Source organism: Sphingobium amiense, assembly GCF_003967075.1.
In the GTDB taxonomy this organism is placed as follows: Bacteria; Pseudomonadota; Alphaproteobacteria; order Sphingomonadales; family Sphingomonadaceae; genus Sphingobium; species Sphingobium amiense.
In genome coordinates, this window is the sequence record NZ_AP018664.1 from 2,545,844 (window position 1) to 2,563,367 (window position 17,524).

General features: G+C 65.5%; 19 protein-coding genes. 8 read left to right on the forward strand and 11 right to left on the reverse strand.

The window, feature by feature from the left end; translation table 11 throughout:
* Window positions 1-3 precede the first annotated feature (3 nt).
* Together purN and SAMIE_RS12300 are read left to right on the forward strand one after the other, a co-directional pair.
* Complete coding sequence (purN, locus tag SAMIE_RS12295) at window positions 4-954, forward strand: phosphoribosylglycinamide formyltransferase (protein ID WP_066704362.1); 951 nt, start codon at window positions 4-6, stop codon at window positions 952-954.
* Between the two features lie 180 nt (window positions 955-1,134).
* Window positions 1,135-1,536, forward strand: coding sequence for an outer membrane protein assembly factor BamD (locus tag SAMIE_RS12300; protein ID WP_126516827.1), 402 nt, complete (start codon window positions 1,135-1,137; stop codon window positions 1,534-1,536).
* Here SAMIE_RS12300 and SAMIE_RS12305 read toward each other — a convergent pair.
* Window positions 1,503-2,717 (reverse strand): IS256-like element ISSpma2 family transposase, encoded by a 1,215-nt coding sequence (locus SAMIE_RS12305; protein WP_006954973.1) that lies wholly within the window; start codon window positions 2,715-2,717, stop codon window positions 1,503-1,505. The genes SAMIE_RS12300 and SAMIE_RS12305 overlap by 34 nt on opposite strands.
* Before the next feature lie 58 nt (window positions 2,718-2,775).
* Between SAMIE_RS12305 and SAMIE_RS12310 the strand changes: the two genes are divergently transcribed.
* Window positions 2,776-3,210 (forward strand): hypothetical protein, encoded by a 435-nt coding sequence (locus SAMIE_RS12310; RefSeq protein ID WP_126516828.1) that lies wholly within the window; start codon window positions 2,776-2,778, stop codon window positions 3,208-3,210.
* A gap of 111 nt (window positions 3,211-3,321) precedes the next feature.
* The gene (locus SAMIE_RS12315) at window positions 3,322-4,098 is read left to right on the forward strand and encodes a hypothetical protein (RefSeq protein WP_066702776.1); all 777 of its coding nucleotides are present in this window, start codon (window positions 3,322-3,324) and stop codon (window positions 4,096-4,098) included.
* 130 nt (window positions 4,099-4,228) lie between these two features.
* Here SAMIE_RS12315 and SAMIE_RS12320 read toward each other — a convergent pair whose 3' ends face one another.
* The 3 genes from SAMIE_RS12320 to ptsP all read right to left on the reverse strand — a co-directional run bounded on the left by SAMIE_RS12320 (window position 4,229) and on the right by ptsP (window position 8,496).
* Window positions 4,229-5,137 (reverse strand): tetratricopeptide repeat protein, encoded by a 909-nt coding sequence (locus SAMIE_RS12320; protein ID WP_066702773.1) that lies wholly within the window; start codon window positions 5,135-5,137, stop codon window positions 4,229-4,231.
* Window positions 5,138-5,215: 78 nt separating this feature from the next.
* The gene (locus SAMIE_RS12325; RefSeq protein WP_066702770.1) at window positions 5,216-6,136 is read right to left on the reverse strand and encodes a helix-turn-helix domain-containing protein; all 921 of its coding nucleotides are present in this window, start codon (window positions 6,134-6,136) and stop codon (window positions 5,216-5,218) included.
* Between the two features lie 86 nt (window positions 6,137-6,222).
* On the reverse strand, window positions 6,223-8,496 hold the full coding sequence (gene ptsP / locus SAMIE_RS12330; protein WP_066702767.1) for a phosphoenolpyruvate--protein phosphotransferase: 2,274 nt from the start codon (window positions 8,494-8,496) through the stop codon (window positions 6,223-6,225).
* 164 nt (window positions 8,497-8,660) lie between these two features.
* Here ptsP and SAMIE_RS12335 point away from each other — a divergent pair, with 164 nt between their 5' ends.
* Window positions 8,661-9,818 carry a pyridoxal phosphate-dependent aminotransferase gene (locus SAMIE_RS12335; RefSeq protein WP_066702765.1) on the forward strand — a complete coding sequence of 386 codons (1,158 nt, stop codon included), beginning with the start codon at window positions 8,661-8,663 and terminating at the stop codon, window positions 9,816-9,818.
* A 178-nt stretch (window positions 9,819-9,996) separates the two neighbouring features.
* Window positions 9,997-11,163, forward strand: a complete 1,167-nt coding sequence (locus SAMIE_RS12340) for a pyridoxal phosphate-dependent aminotransferase (protein ID WP_066702763.1) — start codon at window positions 9,997-9,999, stop codon at window positions 11,161-11,163.
* 74 nt (window positions 11,164-11,237) lie between these two features.
* Here the strand turns inward: SAMIE_RS12340 and SAMIE_RS12345 are convergent, their stop codons facing one another.
* The 4 genes from SAMIE_RS12345 to SAMIE_RS12360 are packed head-to-tail and all read right to left on the reverse strand — an operon-like array spanning window position 11,238 to window position 13,353.
* A complete protein-coding gene (locus SAMIE_RS12345; RefSeq protein ID WP_066702761.1) occupies window positions 11,238-11,699 on the reverse strand; it encodes an SRPBCC domain-containing protein in 462 nt (153 codons plus the stop codon).
* Window positions 11,696-12,178 carry a VOC family protein gene (locus SAMIE_RS12350; RefSeq protein WP_066702759.1) on the reverse strand — a complete coding sequence of 161 codons (483 nt, stop codon included), beginning with the start codon at window positions 12,176-12,178 and terminating at the stop codon, window positions 11,696-11,698. Before SAMIE_RS12350 ends, SAMIE_RS12345 begins: the two co-directional genes overlap by 4 nt.
* Entirely contained in the window at window positions 12,175-12,978 is an 804-nt protein-coding gene (locus tag SAMIE_RS12355) for a VOC family protein (protein ID WP_066702756.1), read from the reverse strand. Before SAMIE_RS12355 ends, SAMIE_RS12350 begins: the two co-directional genes overlap by 4 nt.
* A gap of 12 nt (window positions 12,979-12,990) precedes the next feature.
* Window positions 12,991-13,353: a DUF1428 domain-containing protein gene (locus tag SAMIE_RS12360; protein WP_066702753.1), complete on the reverse strand. Its 363-nt coding sequence runs from the start codon at window positions 13,351-13,353 to the stop codon at window positions 12,991-12,993.
* Between the two features lie 109 nt (window positions 13,354-13,462).
* Here SAMIE_RS12360 and SAMIE_RS12365 point away from each other — a divergent pair, with 109 nt between their 5' ends.
* Window positions 13,463-14,149 (forward strand): winged helix-turn-helix transcriptional regulator, encoded by a 687-nt coding sequence (locus SAMIE_RS12365; protein WP_066702744.1) that lies wholly within the window; start codon window positions 13,463-13,465, stop codon window positions 14,147-14,149.
* Here the strand turns inward: SAMIE_RS12365 and SAMIE_RS12370 are convergent.
* Window positions 14,130-14,873, reverse strand: a complete 744-nt coding sequence (locus SAMIE_RS12370; protein WP_066702743.1) for an SDR family oxidoreductase — start codon at window positions 14,871-14,873, stop codon at window positions 14,130-14,132. The genes SAMIE_RS12365 and SAMIE_RS12370 overlap by 20 nt on opposite strands.
* 101 nt (window positions 14,874-14,974) lie before the next feature.
* Between SAMIE_RS12370 and SAMIE_RS12375 the strand changes: the two genes are divergently transcribed.
* A complete protein-coding gene (locus SAMIE_RS12375) occupies window positions 14,975-15,409 on the forward strand; it encodes a winged helix-turn-helix transcriptional regulator (protein WP_066702742.1) in 435 nt (144 codons plus the stop codon).
* A gap of 6 nt (window positions 15,410-15,415) precedes the next feature.
* On the opposite strand, the gene SAMIE_RS12380 is transcribed toward SAMIE_RS12375, so the two are convergent.
* Together SAMIE_RS12380 and SAMIE_RS12385 are read right to left on the reverse strand one after the other, a co-directional pair.
* Complete coding sequence (locus tag SAMIE_RS12380; RefSeq protein WP_066702741.1) at window positions 15,416-16,375, reverse strand: hypothetical protein; 960 nt, start codon at window positions 16,373-16,375, stop codon at window positions 15,416-15,418.
* Between the two features lie 84 nt (window positions 16,376-16,459).
* On the reverse strand, window positions 16,460-17,473 hold the full coding sequence (locus SAMIE_RS12385) for an NAD(P)H-dependent flavin oxidoreductase (RefSeq protein WP_066702740.1): 1,014 nt from the start codon (window positions 17,471-17,473) through the stop codon (window positions 16,460-16,462).
* Window positions 17,474-17,524 lie beyond the last annotated feature (51 nt).

Below are 17,524 nucleotides of genomic sequence, written 5' to 3' on the forward strand. Positions count from 1 at the left end.
CTCATGCAAAAGGCAAAAGTCGGCGTTCTCATCTCCGGTCGCGGGTCGAACATGGCGGCCCTGCTCTACGCCGCGAAGGCCGACGACTGCCCCTATGAGATCGTGCTGGTCGCGGCCAACGATCCGGATGCGCCCGGCCTCGCCCTCGCGGCGGCGGAGGGGATCGCGACCTTCGGGCAAAGCCACAAGGGGATGAAGCGCGCCGAATTCGACGCCGTCATCGACGCGCAACTGCGCGCGGCTGGCGCGGATTATGTCGCGCTCGCGGGCTATATGCGCCTCCTCTCGCCCGAGTTCGTCGCCGGTTGGGAGAACCGGATGCTCAACATCCACCCCAGCCTGCTGCCCAGATATAAGGGGCTGGACACGCACCAGCGCGCCATCGACGCGGGCGATGCCTTTGCCGGATGCTCGGTCCATATCGTGACGGCGGAGCTGGACGACGGGCCGGTGCTGGGCCAGACGCCGGTCGCGATCCTGCCCGGCGACACCGCCGACAGCCTCGCCGCGCGCATCCTCATCGCCGAGCATCAGCTCTATTCCCGCACCCTCGCCGCCTTCGTCACGCGCGAACGGCAGCCCGACTGGCTGCTCAACAAGGTGCGCGAAATCGCGCTGGCGCAGCCGCAGGCGGAAGAGACGCTGTCGCACGGCATGCCCTGCTTCGGCATCGCGAAGGGCAAGAAGTTCGCCTGGGTGTCGCGCGATCATCATGGCGACGGCATCACCGCCCTGCTGGTCAAGACCACCGCGCCAGACGAACAGGCGAGCCTGATCGAAATGGACCCGGACATCTATTACCGCCCCGCCTATTTCGGCGACGAATGGATCGGCATCCGGCTCGACCGCGGCGAGAATGACTGGGACCACCTCGCCACCCGCATCCGCGCAAGTTGGCGACAGGTCGCACCCAAAAAACTGCTCGGCCTCATGGACATCGCCGAGGAATTTTAGCGGGTTAGGGCGCAGGGGATGAATTGGGGCCGTCTCCAACGACCCAGCTACAGACATTCTGACGCTGTTCATTACATCCAGAAACCGGACATCACCGAGATACTGACAGTTCGCACCAACTCGAAAATCTAGAGCGCGTCCCGTGTTGGTCCAAAATAAAGAGATTTTCATCCAAATCAGATGTGCCTTCCCGGTTCTTATTTACGACGCTCGACAACAGGTATTTTTGCTGGACAGCCAGCATCCTATTTCATTATTCATGCCGCATCCTGGGGGGTAGAAATGAAATTTACAGCAAAATTGTTGCTTTCTGCCTCAATTGCAGTGTTGTTGGCTGGTTGTTCGGTCGGAGTGAAGCGTACCGCAGGCATGAAGGCCTATAGTAATGCTGATTACGCCACCGCAATTCCGCTTCTCAAAAAAGAAATTGAGGGCGGTGACGTATCGGCTCGTTACTCTCTCGGCTTGGCCTATCGGGACGGAAATGGGATCGCGCAAGGTCGCGTCCGTCAAGGTGGTGTAATTTCGGCTGTGGCCGTGGGCCATCGTCAGGCGGCTTTGGCGGTGATGTGTAGGGGCTGATTTTCCTCCTCGATCATGGGTTGGTTGAGTTCGGCCATGCCTTCGATCTGCATGTATCGGTGCTGGAGCTGCCACTCGTCGTTCTGCTCCATCAGCACAGCCCCGACGAGGCGGATGATGCTGTCTTCGTTCGGGAAGATTCCGACGACGTCGGCGCGGCGCTTGACCTCCTTGTTGAGCCGCTCGAGCGGATTGGTTGAGTGTAACTTCGTGCGGTGCTGGGTGGGGAAGCCGGTGTAGGCGAGCACGTCGGTTTCGGCCTCGTCCATGCAGGCGCCGAGCTTGGGCCAACGGGTGCGCAACTGGTCGGCGACCTGTCGCCAGACCTGCGTTGCGCTTTTCTGATCGGGCTGCAGGAAGACCTGGCGGATCGCGGCGGCGACGACAGTGTTCTGGCCCTTGGGCACATAGGACAGGGCATTGCGCATGAAGTGCACCCGGCAGCGCTGCCAGGTGGCGCCCATGACGCGGGTGATCGCGCCCTTGAGGCCCTCGTGAGCATCGGAGATGACCAGCTTCACGCCGGTAAGACCGCGCCGAACAAGGTCCTTCAGGAAGTCGGACCAGAAGACCTCCGCTTCCGAGGGGCCGATATGCAGGCCGACGATCTCGCGCCGGCCCTCGGTGTTGACGGCCATGGCGATTATTGCGGCAACGCTGATGATCCGCCCGCCTTCGCGTACCTTGAGATAGGTGGCATCGAGCCAGAGATACGGCCATTCGCCGGTGAGCGGGCGTTTCAGAAAGGCATGGACGCGCTCGTCAATGTCCTTGCAAAGCTTGGAGACGGTGGACTTGGAGATGCCGGTCATGCCCATGGCCTGGACGAGTTCATCGACCCGCCGGGTGCTGACCCCGCCGATCCACGCTTCCTGGATCACCGCAACCAGCGCTTTCTCGACCATCTTGCGGGGCTCAAGGAAGCCCGGAAAATAGGACCCAGCACGCAGCTTGGGGATTTTCAGGTTCAGCGTGCCTACCCGGGTATCCAGCGAACGGTCGCGATAGCCGTTGCGCCAGGTCGCGCGCTCGCTGCTGCGTTCGTGGCGACCCGCGCCGATCAGGCCATCAACGTCGGCCTCCATGATCAGCTGCAGCACGTTCTCGGCGATGGTGCGCAAAAAATCCGGTTGGCCGCCCTTTGCAGCCAGCTCTTCGATCAGTAATCTGTCCTCGGTCATCGGGAACTCCTCTTCGTCACGGTTGAAGTGTGCAAACTCCACCATAACGATGAACCCGGTGGCCACCAGCGACGCCGCATTCCGGGGTGGGGCATGCCCCACCCCGGAATACACCATCGCCTACACCGGAAATTACACCACGAGCGCGGACGCTAACATCGCGCAAGATCCAGTACAGGCCGAACTTTTACTGACCGGCGCCGCTGTGGGTGGCGATCCGCGCGCCGTGGCAGCTATCCGGCAGATGCTCGAAACTGGTGCTTTATGTCCGAAGGATAAGCAGCTTCATGATCTGTGGGGTAGCTTGGCGCTGTACCGCAACATGATTTACGGGACTTACGAGCTGAACAACGCGCCTGCGGGGACGTTGGTAGCGATGTCGGATTTGTATGAATACCCTTGCCAGGGAAGGCCGGTCCAATCCGAAGCAGCGAAAACTCTCAGGTCATTAGCCGGTGGCCCCCGTCATATCTGGATTTACGTACCCGGCTGAGACCCGTTCCCCCCTCAATTCACCTGTTCACCAGCAAGCTCGAAATGACGCCGGTCTGGCCTATACTTACGGCGTCGATGGCGGAAGCTTGGATTATTTTTGGAGCCTATTATGAAGTTCAAGGTCCATTTCAGTCTCTACATCCTGGCCGCGATGGCCGTACCATTCGTTGGCATCGCCCAGACTGCGCAAGGCCCAAACTATATTCTTCTCTCCGACAAATATGGCGACCCTGGCTATGTCGGCCTGATGGCCGGCTATGGGGCGCGGTCAATCGATGACCCTATGGACGGGTTTTCGGCGGGCAATTTATCCGGTTCGGAGGTCGCTTCCCTTTTTCAGAAGACCTGCCTTGCCAAGCCGTTCGATGCCGCCGCCTATGCCGAAGCAATGAAATCAAATGCGCCGGAATTTCGCCCAACGGTCGCCAATCTCCCGGACTTTTCCGCTCCGAAGCCGCTGATCGGATCGTTTAGCGTTGCAGCGACCACTCTCTCTCAAAATGTCTCAGACTATGGGATTTCCGATATCTGGCTTGGCGAGGACGGAGAGAACCTCAACAATCGTCCGTTCGCACGGTTTTCAGGCAGCTTGATCATAACGGGACCGTTTGGAACCAAGAATAGTTATGCGCCGCAATGTAATTTTATTGTCAAAGTGAACAAAATTACCGATAGCAAAGAACTTATCGATGCGGTTCAAGCTGCGCTGCCAGGCTTTACGGCTACAAAGCGCGTCGAGAAACCAAAATACGGCTATGGTATCTGGCTCGGATCGCCTATCGAGGGGCGTATCCCTCGTGTGACTGTTACTGCGAGCAAGCTCAACAAACCTGAGCAAGTTGTTTATCTGACCATTCAGTTACTGCCACCGGGCGTTGTGAAGTAAATTTGGGGAAGCAGAAAAACCCCAATATAAGCGGGACACATTTACAGGCCGCGTAATTGAACCGGCAGCTTCGATCGGCTTCCAACCCAAAAGCCGCCATTCGACCGGCCACCGGATGTGTCCAAGCACCCTAGCTGCTGCACTTCGCCGTCGTGCGCCCCTTCGCCATCATCGCTTTCAGCGAAGAGGACATGGTCGCGCCATAGACCTCTTCCAGTTCCTGATAGACCTTGCACGCGTCGGCGGGCTTTTTGAGCTGGATCAGCGCTTCGCCCAGCCAGGCGAGGCTGTCGGCGGCGCGGTCGCCGCGCGGGCGCTTCTGGTAATTTTCGTAGAAGGCGACCGACGCGAGTGCGGGCTTGCCTTCGTCCAGATAGGCGCGGCCCAGCAGGTTCTGCGCCTTGCTGGCGACGGCGCTGTCGCCATATTTGTCGACCGTCGCCTTCAACTGCGCCTGCGCTTCGGGGTAGAATTTCGCGTCCCACAGGCGGAAGCCATAGGTATAGGCGTCCTCGGCGGCGTTGCCGGTGCCCGGCCGTTCGATGGCGGCGACGGCGGTCTTGCGCTCCTCGCTCGCGGCGGGGGATGCGGCGGCGGGCTTCGGTGCAGCAGGCTTGGGCGCGGTCGCGGCAGGCGCGGGCCGCGGTTCGGAAACCGCAGGTGCAGGCGCGGGCGCAGCGGCCGCGACGCGCGCGTCGCTTTCCGCCTTGTAACGGTTGAACGCCTCTTCGAGCTGCTTCAGCTTGAAGCTGTTTTCCTCGACTTGGCCCGTCATCTGCGCGAGCTGCGATTCGAGCGCGCCCACGCGCGCCGTCAGGTCCGCAATCGGCGTGCTCGCCGGAGTGCCCGGCGCGGGCGCGGTGACTGCAGGCTTGGTGATCTCCGCCTCCAGCGGCTGCCCGGCGGGAAACACCTTGCGCTGGACGGCGCGCATTTCCTTCTCCAGCCGGTCCACCCGTCCTTCGACCGTGGTCTGGGCGGCGGCAGGCATGGCGAGCGCCATCAGCACAGCCGATGTCGCAAAAAGGGCGTTACGCATGATATTCCCCGACTTCTGTCACTTGGCGCTTAACCATAAGCGCTAAATTCGCGCGGTAAAGCGCGACGTTGCGGGAAATCAGGGTTCGCCTGCGGGCTGCGGCGCGGGCGCGGCAGGCTCCGCTGCGGCGGGCGCGGGCGTGGCGGCCGGAACGGGCCTTGGCGCGGCGGGCTTGGGCGCGGTCGCCGCAGCGGGCGCGGCAGCGGACACAGGCGCAGCGCCGCGTGCCAGCAGAGCCTCGGCATTGACCGGCACGTCCGCGATGGTGCGGTCCGCCGGGCCGAGCGGCGCAATCGCCTTGCCGCCGACCGTCACCGACAGCGCCTGCGGCCGCCCGGTCAGGATCATCGGCCCCTTCGCCGTCGCGGGCAGGGTGAAGCGCTCGCCCTTTTTGAGCAGGCCGTCCTTCAGCCGCTCGCCTGCCTCGTCATAGATGCGCAGCCACACATCGTCGACGGCGGTGAACACCACCGGCTGCGCGGCGGGCGGAACCGGCGCGGGCGCGCCGACCGTGCGGGCGGGCGCCGGGGCGCTCTCCTCGCGGGCGATCTCCTCGCCCGTCGGCGGGGTCAGGATCTGCGTGCGCCAGACGAGATAGCCCGCCACCAGCAGCACCACGATGGCCAGCGCCACCCAGGCAAGGCGGCGCGGCGGCACGCGCGCGGGGTCGAGCGGCTCGAACGCCTCATAGCGGTTCGCGCCCATGTCGCTGTTGTGGACCGCGTGGCGCACATCGGCGGCGATGGCCACTTCGTCCAGATCGACCGCGCGCGCATAGGCGCGCGCGAAGCCCACGGCGTAGGGAATGCCCGGCAGCGCGGCATAATCGTCCCGCTCCACCGCTTCCAACTGGCGCTGGGCGATGCGGGTTCGGGTCGCGACATCCTGAATCGACAGACCCTGCGCCTCGCGCGCGGCGCGCAGCTTCGCGCCCGGCGTGGTGGGCTGCGCTTCGGGCGGCGTGGGTGCGCCGGTGTCGAATTCTGTCTCTTCCGCCATGCTGCTCCGCGACCTTTTTTAGCGCTGGCCTTGTCTCATTGTGGCACGGCGCTTGTCAACGCTGCCGGCCCTCTAACTGCCGGAAATCAGCCCTGTTCGATATTGCGCGCGCTCGCCAGTCCGGACAGCCGCCCGCGAATATCGGTGACGCCGCTGTCCAGCCATTGCCGCATGCCCGCCTGCACTTCGCCGGCGTCGATGGCGCGGATCATCGCCTTGACCGGCCCGACCGACGCGGGCGTGATCGACAGGCGGCGGATGCCAAGCCCGATGAGCGCCATCGCCTCCAGCGTCCGTCCGCCCATTTCGCCGCACACGCCCACCGGCACGTCATGCGCCGCGCACGCCCGCACCACCCGGTCGAGGAAGCGCAGGATCGCGATGCTCAGCCAGTCGTAACGCTCGGCAAGGCGCGGATGCGCGCGGTCCGCGGCGAAGAGGAACTGGGTCAGGTCATTGGTGCCGATCGACAGGAAATCGAGCCGGGGCAGCAGCAGGTCCAGCACTTCGGCAAGCGCGGGCACTTCCAGCATCGCGCCATATCTGACCGCGATGGGCAGCTTCTTGCGCTGCCCCGCCAGCCAGTCGCGCTGCGCCTCCACCAGCGCGCGCGCCTGCTCATATTCCCACGGTTCCGACACCATCGGGAACATGATGTTCAGCACCTTCCCCGCGCTCGCCTCCAGCAGCGCGCGCGCCTGCGCTTTCATGAGACCGTCGCGGTCGAGCGCAAGGCGCAGCGCGCGCCATCCCATCGCCGGATTATCCTCCTGCTCGTCCTCGTCGCGCTGCATATAGGGCAGCGCCTTGTCGCCGCCGATGTCGACCGTGCGGAAGATGACGGGCCGGTCGCCCGCCGCGTCGAGCACATCCTTGTAGAGCCGCTGCTGCTTTTCCCGCTGCGGCAGCGTCGCCGACACGAGGAACTGAAACTCGGTGCGGAACAGGCCGATGCCGTCCGCCCCCACCAGATCGAGCGCCTGCGCATCCTCGCGCAGCCCGGCATTGACCATCAGCTCGACCCGCTGACCGTCCAGCGTCACCGAAGGCAGGTCGCGCATCGCGGCGAACTCGGCGCGGCGCTTCTGCGTGATGGTCAGCTTGTTCTCGAACGCCTCGTCCATGTCCGCGCTGGGGCGGATCAGCAGGGCGTTTTCGTTGACGTCCATCAGGATGAGGTCGCCCTCATTCACCTGATGCCGCACGTCGCGCACGCGGCCCAGCACGGGCACGCCCATCGCGCGCGCGACGATGGTGACGTGCGCCGTCAGCGACCCTTCCTCCAGGATCACACCTTTCAGGCGGCGGCGGTCATATTCCAGCAGTTCGGCGGGGCCAAGGTTGCGCGCGATCAGGATCGCGTCCTGCCGCAGGCCCATCGTCGCCGCCGTGCCGAGCTGCCCCGAAACGGTGCGCAGCAGGCGGTTCGCCATATCCTCCAGATCGTGCATCCGGTCCTGCAGCAGCGGATCGTCGATCTGCCGCATCCGCATGCGCGTGCGCTGCTGCACCCGCTCGATCGCGGCCTCGGCGGTCAGGCCGCTGTCGATCGCCTCGTTGATGCGCCTGATCCACCCTTCGTCATAGGCGAACATCTTGTAGGTTTCGAGCACCTCCTGATGCTCGCCCTCGGTGCCGAACTCCGCCGCGCCGGTCATCCGGTCGATCTGTTCGCGCATCTTGGTGAAGGCGGAAATGACGCGCGCGCGCTCCGCCTCCGTATCCTCCGCCACCGTATGTTCGACATGGATGCGCGGCTGGTGGAACACGGCATGGCCCCGCGCCATGCCCATCACCAGTTGCAGCCCGTGCAGCATCGTCGTGCCGGTATCGGCGACACGCGAATCGGACGGTCCGTCGTCGGCCAGCTCGGCATTGGCGATCAGTTCGGACAGCACCATGGCGACCGTCTGCAACGCCTCGATCTCGACTTCCTCATAACGGCGCGGCTCGACATGCTGGACGCACAGCACGCCCAGCGCGCGCTCGCGTCGCACGATGGGCACGCCCGCGAAGCTGTGGAACATGTCCTCGCCGGTTTCGGGGCGGTAGGAAAAGTCCGGGTGCGCCGCCGCTTCGTCGAGGTTCAGCGTCTCGACATTGGTGGCGATCAGGCCGACCAGACCTTCGCCCATCGCCATGCGGGTGACGTGCACCGCCTCCTGCTTCAGCCCGCGCGTCGCGAACAGCTCCAGCAGCCCTTCGCGCACCAGATAGATGGAACAGACTTCGCTCGACAGCGATTCGCCGATGATCTCCACCACCTTGTTCAGCTTCGCCTGCGCGCTGGTGCGCGCGGCCATGACTTCCTGCAATCGGATCAGGATCTGGCGGGCGGCGGCGGCGGGCGTGCTGAGCATGTCGTTGCGCTATCAGATTGACGGCGGGCTTACCAAGGCGATTTCAATAGGTGGCCGCGCATTATTCATCCACTTTGTCCGTTTACATGGCGGAAACAATCCTCACAATCGTCCAACTGGATGACCGGGGCGCGCTTCGCTCCGTGGAGAGAGGGACAGGAACGATGGCCACCGACGCGCAACCCACATTCCGGCAGGACTTGATCGACCGCGGCTATTCCCGCCGCCAGATGGCTAAGGCCGCCGCGCTGCTGGGCGCCGCCGCCGCGACGAACCGCATGCCCGAAGCGCAGGCGCAGCAGGCGGCAAAGGCGGTCGCGGGCGCGGTGCGCATCGGCGCGAACGAATGCTGGACCGGCCCCTTCCCCTCGGGCGTCGCCGCCGCCACGAAGCTGGCGCAGGAGGGCAACCGCTACGAGCCGGACGATGAACATGCCAAGCTGTTCGCCGCCGTCGCCTCGGTCGAGGGCATTCCTGCCGACCGCATCCTCGCATGGCCCGGCTCGTCCGATCCGCTGAGCCGCGTCGCGGTCGCCTACGCCTCGCCCACGCGCGGCATCGTCACCGCCAACCCCACCTATGAAGCGATCTGGCGCACCGGCGACTGGATCGGCGCACCGGTCAGGAAAGTGCCGCTCACCAGCGACTACCGCCATGACGTGAAGGCGATGCTGGCGGCGGACCCCAATGCGGGCGTCTATTATATCTGCTCGCCCAATAATCCGACCGGCACGGTGACGCCCATCGCCGACATCGAATGGCTGGCGAACAACAAGCCGAAAGACGCGATCCTCGTCGTCGACGAAGCCTATATCCACTGGGTCGACGGTCCCCACGCCGCGAAGCTCGCCGCCACGCGCGACGATGTGATGATCCTGCGCACCTTCTCGAAACTGTTCGGCATGGCGGGCATGCGCCTCGGCCTCACCTTCGCCAGCCCCACGCTCATGGAAAAGATGATCCGCTACGATGGCGGGCAGGTGACGGCGATGCTGCCGATGACCGCCGTCGCCTGCGGCACCGCGTCCGTCACCGAAGCCGCGCTCATCAAGCAGCGCCGCGCCGAAATGAACGCCGCGCGCGAAAAGTCGGTCAGCCATCTGAAGGCGAAGGGGATCAAGGTGATCCCCGGCAGTCAGGCCAATATGTTCATGATCGACTGGGGCAAGCCCGCCAGACCGATGCTCGACGCCCTTCTCGCGCAGGGCGTGCAGATCGGACGGAGCTGGCCCATCTGGCCCAACGTGTCGCGCGTGTCGGTCGGCTCGATGGAAGAAATGGAAGCCTTCAACGCCGCCGTCGACAAGGTGTGGAAGGCGTAATCCTTTTGCCCGGCGCCTGAAGGCGCAGGGCAGAGCGGGCCGCTGCCGTTTCGTTTCCCGTGAGGGAAACAGAAAATCAAACGGCACATTGCGGAAATGCGCCGCCGCTTCGTTTCCCCGTCTGAGTATACCGAAAAAGAACCGAGACGCTCTCATCGCAGACAGGGGACATCACACCATGACCATGATGCTGAACAAGGAAGCCAGAGAAGACCTGATGGACCGCGGCTATTCGCGCCGCCAGTTGGCCGAAATCACCGCGCTGGTCGGCGCGGGCGTCGCCGCCAGTTCGCTCCTCCCCGCCGCGGCGCTGGCGCAGCAGCAGGCCGGGCGCGGCATCAAGGGCGCGGTGCGCATCGGTGCGAACGAATGCTGGACCGGCCCCTTCCCCTCGGGCGTTCAGGCCGCCGCCGAAGCCGCATCCTTCGGCAACTGGTATGACCCGGACAATTATCGCGGCGACCTTATCAAGACCGTCGCGTCGGTCGAGGGCATTGCCGAAGAACAGATCGTGCCGTGGCCCGGTTCGGGCGGCCCGCTGGTCAGCATCGTCGCGGCCTACTGCTCGCCGACCAAGGGTCTCGTCACCGCCGACCCGACCTTCGAATCCGCATGGCGCACCGCCGACTATCTGAAAGCCCCCATCGCCAAGGCGCCGCAGGCCATCGGCAAGGGCCATGACGTGAAGGCGATGCTCGCCGCCAATCCGAACGCGGGCCTCTATTATATCTGCACCCCCAACAACCCGACCGGCACGATCACGCCGCTCGCCGACATCCAGTGGCTGCTCGACAACAAGCCCGCCGACGCGATGCTGCTGGTCGACGAAGCCTATCTCCACTTCTCGGAAGCGCCCAGCGCCGCCAGCCTGATCGGCAACCGCAAGGACATCATCGTCATGCGGACCTTCTCCAAGCTGTTCGGCATGGCGGGTGTCCGCCTCGGCCTCACCTTCGCCGATCCCGAAGTGCAGAAGCGCATCATGCTGTTCGGCCCGGCAGCCGGCGGCCTCGCCATCACGGCGATGCACTGCGGCAACGCGGTCTACAAGGAAGCCGCCCTCATCAAGGCGCGCCGCGCGGAAATGATCGGCAACCGCGAGGAAACGATCGCCTGGCTCACGAAGAAGGGCATTTCGGTCCAGCCGGGCAGCCAGGCCAACATGTTCATGGTCGACTGGAAAAAGCCCGCCAAGGACATGCAGGCCGCTCTGCTCGCCGCTCCCGAAAAGGTGCAGATCGGCCGCAACTGGGCGATCTGGCCCACCGTCTCGCGCGTGACCGTGGGTTCGGCGGACGATATGGCGAAGTTCCGCGCCGCCGTGGACAGGGTCTACAAGGCGTAAGCGATTTCCTTCACGGTCGCGAAGGAAGGGCGCTCCCGCTGCGGAGCGCCCTTTTTTCGTTCAGGCGCCAGGGTTCATGCGCTCGCCGCCGATTCCTCGCACAATGCGACGAACTGGGCGAGCATCTGGTCCCAGCCGGGATGAAACCCCATGTCGAGATGCCGCTGCATCGCATCGGCGTCCCAGTGCCGCGCCGTCGCTGTGACGCGCGTCCCCTCACCCTCCGGCGCGAAGGTCCAGACGATCGTGAGAAACGGCGTCTGCGGCACCCATCCCGCCGCATAGGCGTCCGTCGTCACGACCCGTTCGCCCGGCACGGCCTCCAGCACGATCCCTTCCATCGGCCCGGTGTCCTCGCCATCGGGACCGAACATCCGGATCGCGCTGCGCCCGCCGGGCCGCAGATCCTCCTCGATCACCTCCGCCCGCCACGGTTTCGGGCAGAACCACTGGTCTTTGAGGTCGGTCCACACCTTCCAGCAGATTTCGCGCGGCGCAGCGACCGGCGCGCTTACCGACAGATCGTGCCCGCTCATGCCGCCTCTCCCTCGAACGCGGCCTGCATGGCCACCGTGTCCAGCTTCCGCATCGTCATCATCACCTGCATCATCCGCGCGATCCCGGCGGCGTCGCCGCTGCGATAATTGGCCATGATCCCGCGCGTCACCAGTTGCCACGACAGGCCGTAGCGATCCTTCACCCATCCGCATGGGCCGTCCGCCCCGCCGTCCGCCGTCAGCGCGTCGAACAGCCGGTCCAGCTCAGCCTGATCCTCGCACGCGACGGACAGCGACACCGCTTCGTTGAACTGGAAGTGCGGCCCGCCGTTCAGCGCCTGATAGCTCTGGCCGCGCAGCGTGAACTCGACCAGCAGCACCCGCTCGCCCGGCGCGCCCGCATCGGCGGGATAATGGCTCACATGATCCACCGATCCGCCGAAGACGGAGACGTAGAAGCGCGCCGCCTCCAGCGCCTGCCCGTCGAACCAGAGGCACGGGACGATGGCGTCGCTCATGCCGCCGCGCTCCGCATGCCCACCAGCGCGAACATCGCGCCCTGCGGGTCGGTCGCCTGGACGATCCAGCCGCCGCCGGGCACTTCCATCGGTCCGTTGAGCACCTGCCCGCCGCCCGCCGAGACCCTGCCCGCCGCCGCGTCAATGTCGCCCACCACGAAATAGAAGAGCCACAGCGGCACCGGCACTTCCTTGGGGCGCGGCATGATGCCGCCGGTCATGCTCTGGAAATCGGTCCCGCCCGTCTGTGATACGAGCTGGTAGCTGCCCATCGGCCCCATATCCATCGCCTCGCCCCGGCTCCAGCCGAACTGCCCGGTGTAGAAGCCAAGGTCGCGGTCGAAATCGCCGCTGTAAAGCTCGTGCCAGCCGACATGCCCCTGCGCCATCGGCGGGGCAGGCTCCATGCCCTCGGGGCTGTTGCCTTTCAGCAGCATGAAGGTCGCGCCGCCCGGATCGTTCATGACCGCAAAGCGCCCGACGCCGGGAATGTCCTCCGGCGCGCGCATCACCTTGCCGCCCGCCGCTTCCAGCCTTGCTGCGTCGGCGTCCACATCCGCCGACCCGATATAGCCGCCCCACCATGGCCGCATCCCGCACTCCGCCATCTGGGGCGTGATCGCCATGACGCCGCCCATGCCGCCCGCGCTGCCGGAGACCACATGATAGGGTTCCTCCACCTGCCCGCCGCCGAAGGGCTGCGATGTCCAGCCGACCACATCGCCATAGAAAGCGAGCGCGCCCTGCGGATCGCTCGTCATCAGTTCATACCAGAAGAATTTGCCGTTCAGATCAGCCATCGTCCCTCTCCCTCAGGCTTTCGCGTCCAGCAGCACTTCGAATCCACCGTAGATGAGGCGGGCGCCCGCGAAAGGCATGTCCTCCCCTTCCTTGGGCTGCATCCGTTCATCCTTCATGACTTTTTCCGCGCCGGCGTCGCGGGTCGCCCTGTCGGGCCACTCGATCCAGGAAAAGACGACGTCCTCGCCCTCCTCCGCGATCACGGCGGTGCGGAAATCGTTGACCTTGCCCGGCTTCACATCGTCGGCCCAGCATTCCACGACGCGCAGCGCGCCATGTTCGATGAAGATCGGCGCGGCATAGGCGGCGACCTCCCTGTATCGTTCCTTGTTGCCCTTGGGCACCGGGATCACGAAACCGTCCATATAGGCCATTGCTCTCTCCTCTATCATCCGCGCCGGGTGGCTCGACAGCCGACTCGCCCCTTGAACTTTCTGCGCTTCGTGATTATTTTATGCAACAGTTAAGTTAGAAAAGATAACCATGAAGTCCCAAACCCGCAAACGCGCCTATCAGGATGGCTGCGCCGTCGCGCACGCGCTCGACATCATCGGCGATCGCTGGGCGATGCCGATCATGCGCGAACTGATGCTGGGGCCAAAGCGCTTCACCGATATTCGCGCCGGACTGCCCGGCCTGAGCGCCAATGTGCTGACGCAGCGGCTGGAGGAGCTGGAGGCGGCGAGCATCCTCGTGCGCCGCCGCCTGCCCCCGCCCGCCGCCAGCCAGATTTACGAGCTGACCGACTGGGGCCGCGAATCGGAAATCCTGTTTCAGGTGCTGGGCCGCTGGGCCGCGCGATCCCCCACGATGGAGCCGGGCAAGCCGATGAGTCCCGTCTCGGTGATCCTGTCGCTGCGCACGATGATCGACCGCAGCCGCATCGGCGACATGAACGCCACCATCGGCCTGCGCTTCGGCGAGGAAGAGTTTCTGGGCAGCTTCCGCGACGGCGATTTCCATATCGACCGGGGCGCGGCGGCGGGCGCGGACGTGCTGATCGACGGCGACCAGAATGCGCTGGTCGCCATCATCTATGGCGGCGCGCCGTGGGAGGGCTTTGCGGGCGCGCTGCGGGTCGAGGGGGACAGGGCGCTGGCGCAGCGGTTCGCGCGCCTCTTCCCCCTGCCCCCCAAAGCGCCCTCTACCGTTAGCGGTGCTGCCGGTTGAGCATGGCGAACACCTGATCGAATTCGCCGCGCCGCGTCGCCTCGCTCAGGAATTTGACCCGCTCGACATGGATTTCCGGCAGCGCAGGCTGTTGCCGCAGCAGCGCCATCGTCTCGGCGATGAAGGCGTCGAGCGGCATCATCTCCGCATTCTCGGCATGGCCCGGCATCAGGTCGGTCTGCACGCCCGGCGGCGCGATCTCGATCACCTCGACGCTTGTATCCCTGAGCTGCTCGCGCATCGACAGCGACCAGCTATGGATCGCCGCCTTGGTCGCGCTGTAGGTCGGCGTCGCCGCCAGCGGCACGAAGGCGAGACCCGACGACACCGTCAGGACGGTCGAGGCCGCCTGCGCCTTGAGATGCGGCAGCAGCGCGTGGGCGAGCCGGATCGGCCCCAGCAGATTGGTCGCGACCGTCGCTTCGGCGGTCGGCAGCTCGATCTCCTTCTCCGCCACCATGATGCCCGCATTCAGCAGCACGGCATTGAGCGCCGGGAATTTCGCCACGACCTCCTGCGCGAACGCCACGATCCCCGCTGCGTCCGCCATGTCGAGCGTCATCGCGGCCATGCCGGGATGCTCCGCCACCACCGCATCGAGCGCCGCCTGCCGCCGCCCGGCGACGATGACCTGATTGCCCGCCGCATGAAATTCATGCGCCAGCGCCGCGCCGATGCCCGATCCGCCGCCGGTGATGAGGATGGTGTTGCCTGTGATCTGCATGGGACTGGCTCCTTTGTGACTTGGCCCGACGCTCTATATGGGGCTATGCTCTCCTCTGGAAAGAAGGCACCGAAAAGTTCCATACTCACCACGGAGTAACAATGGTCAAATCCGTCAGCAGCCGCTTCCCCGCTCCCGTCCGTGCCGATGCCGAAGCCTATCTGGCCGGGCCGGAGGAGGAGACGACCGACCCGCGCGTCGAGCGGCTCGTCAACGAACTCATCGGCCGCGTCGCGGACAAATGGACGCTGCTCGTGCTGGAGGAACTGGAGGAGAAAGGCACAATGCGCTTCAGCGACATCGGCCGCGCGGTGGACGGCATCAGCCAGAAGATGCTGACCCAGACGCTGCGCCAGATGGAGCGCGACGGCCTGCTCACCCGCACCGTGCACCCGGTGGTGCCGCCCCATGTCGACTATGCGCTGACCCCGCTCGGCAACAGCCTCAGCGCCGCCTTCTGCGGCGTGTGGATGTGGGCGGAGCGGCACCGCGAAGCCGTGGAGGCCGCGCGCGCCGCCTTCGACGCGCGCGCCTGAACTCGCTTATTCGTTGCCCGCGGGGAGCGGCTGCACCGACAGCGTGGGCGCGCCGTTGCCCGGCAGCGTGCGCGTGACCGGCGGCGGGCCGAAGGGCGTGTCACCCGGCACGGCCTGCGCCGGAGCGGGCGGCCCGGCGGGTGCAGGCGCGCTCGCGGACGGCACCGGCTGCACCGTCGCCCCGCCCGACGCCGCAGGCGCGGGCATGGGTGCAGGCGGCAGCGAAGACGGCGGCAGCGCCATCCCCGGCTTCCATCCCACAGGCGCTTCGCCCGGCGGCACCGGCGGCGGCGGCAGCGGCGCGGGCGACAGGCGCAGCGTCACCGTGGCCCCGAAACGCGACTGCCACTCGGCCAGCCGCCGAAGATAGTCGGCATAGGCTTCGTAGAAATCCTGAAACGGCTTCTCCAGCTCCGCGAGCCATTCGGGGGCCATCACCAGCATCTGCGACGAGGGCGTCGACAGCAGCTTCGCCCCGACCGTGACCGCCACCGGGCAGAAATGCTTGATGACGGGCGGCAGCGCGAAGAAATTATAGACCACGGTATTCAGCCGCTCGCGCATCCCCACCGCCGAACTGCCATAGGCGGCGGTGTAATTGCGGTCGACCGCATCGTTGGCGCTGTCCAGCATGTCGCGATGGACCGACAGGATCTGGTTATATTGCGTCCGCGCGGTCGGCCCATATTTGTCGCAGTTGAGCGCAGCGACATTCAGCGCCATGCGCACATGCCACAACGCCGTATTGGCCGTGACGCCGCGATTGGCGGTCAGATATTTGCCGTCCGCGCCCTTTTCCGGAATGCTCATCCCCTCGACCGCATTGTCGGGCGGTGTCGGGCGGATCGTCGGCACGACCGGGGGCGGCGGCGTGGGCGGAGGAGGCGGCGGCGGGGTCGAACAGGCGGCGATGGCGACGAGCGACACCAGGGAAATTCGCCCAAGAAAACGGCGGGTCGCGGACATCAGCTTCTCCGTTGGGGAAGTGCCCCTCATGCCGGTCAAAGCCTCTTGTGGAAATGCCCCGTCGACTCGGTTCGTCGCAAGTCTTCAGGCGGCTCGCCGCTCCAGCGCCTGCGCGGCCTCGTCCAGAAGCTGCGCGATGATCGCGGCGACCGGCTCCTCCTTCGTCACCATACCGACCGACTGCCCGGCCATCAGCGATCCGCCCTCGACATCCCCGTCGATCACCGCGCGGCGCAGCGCCCCTGCCCAATAATGCTCGATCTGAAGCTGCGCTTCCATCATCTCGATGGTCCCGCTGTCGAGCAGATTGGCGACTTCCCGCTGCTTGGCGGTGAAGCTCTCCGTCCCCGCATTTTTGAGCGCGCGCACGGGGATCACCGGCAGGCGCGGGTCAATCTGGACGCTGGCGATGGCGTCGCGGGCCGACGCGCGGAAAAACGCCTTCTTGAACGCCGGATGCGCGATGCTCTCGGTCGCGCAGGCGAAGCGCGTGCCAAGCTGCACGCCCGCCGCACCCATCTCCAGATAGGCGGCGATCGCCTCGCCCCGGCCGATCCCGCCCGCGACGAACACGGGAAGCTGCTCCGCCATCTCGGGCAGGATTTCCTGCGCCAGAACGCTGGTCGACACCGGGCCGATATGGCCGCCCGCTTCCATCCCCTCGACCACCAGCGCATCGACGCCCGACCGCGCCAGCTTCTTCGCCAGCGCCAGTGCCGGGGCGAAGCAGATCAGCTTCGCGCCTTTCGCCTTGATCGCCTCGATGCTGCCCTTGGGCGGCAGCCCGCCCGCCAGCACGACATGCCCCACATCGTGCCGCGCGCACACGTCGATCAGGTCGAAAAGCTGCGGATGCATGGTGATGAGGTTGACGCCGAAGGGCCGGTCCGTCAGCGTCTTCGTCGCCGCGATCTCCGCGTCGAGCAGCTCGGGCGTCATCGCCCCGCACGCGATCACGCCGAACCCGCCCGCGTTCGAGATCGCCGAAACGAGATTGCGCTCGCTCACCCAGCTCATCGCCCCGCACAGGATCGCCGTCTCGCACCCGAGAAACTCGGCGCCGCGCGCCATGAGGGAGGAAAGTCGGGCGTGGGTCATGGGATCATCCGTATCAGCAAGAGCGAGCGGCAGTTAGAAGGGTTGGGCAAA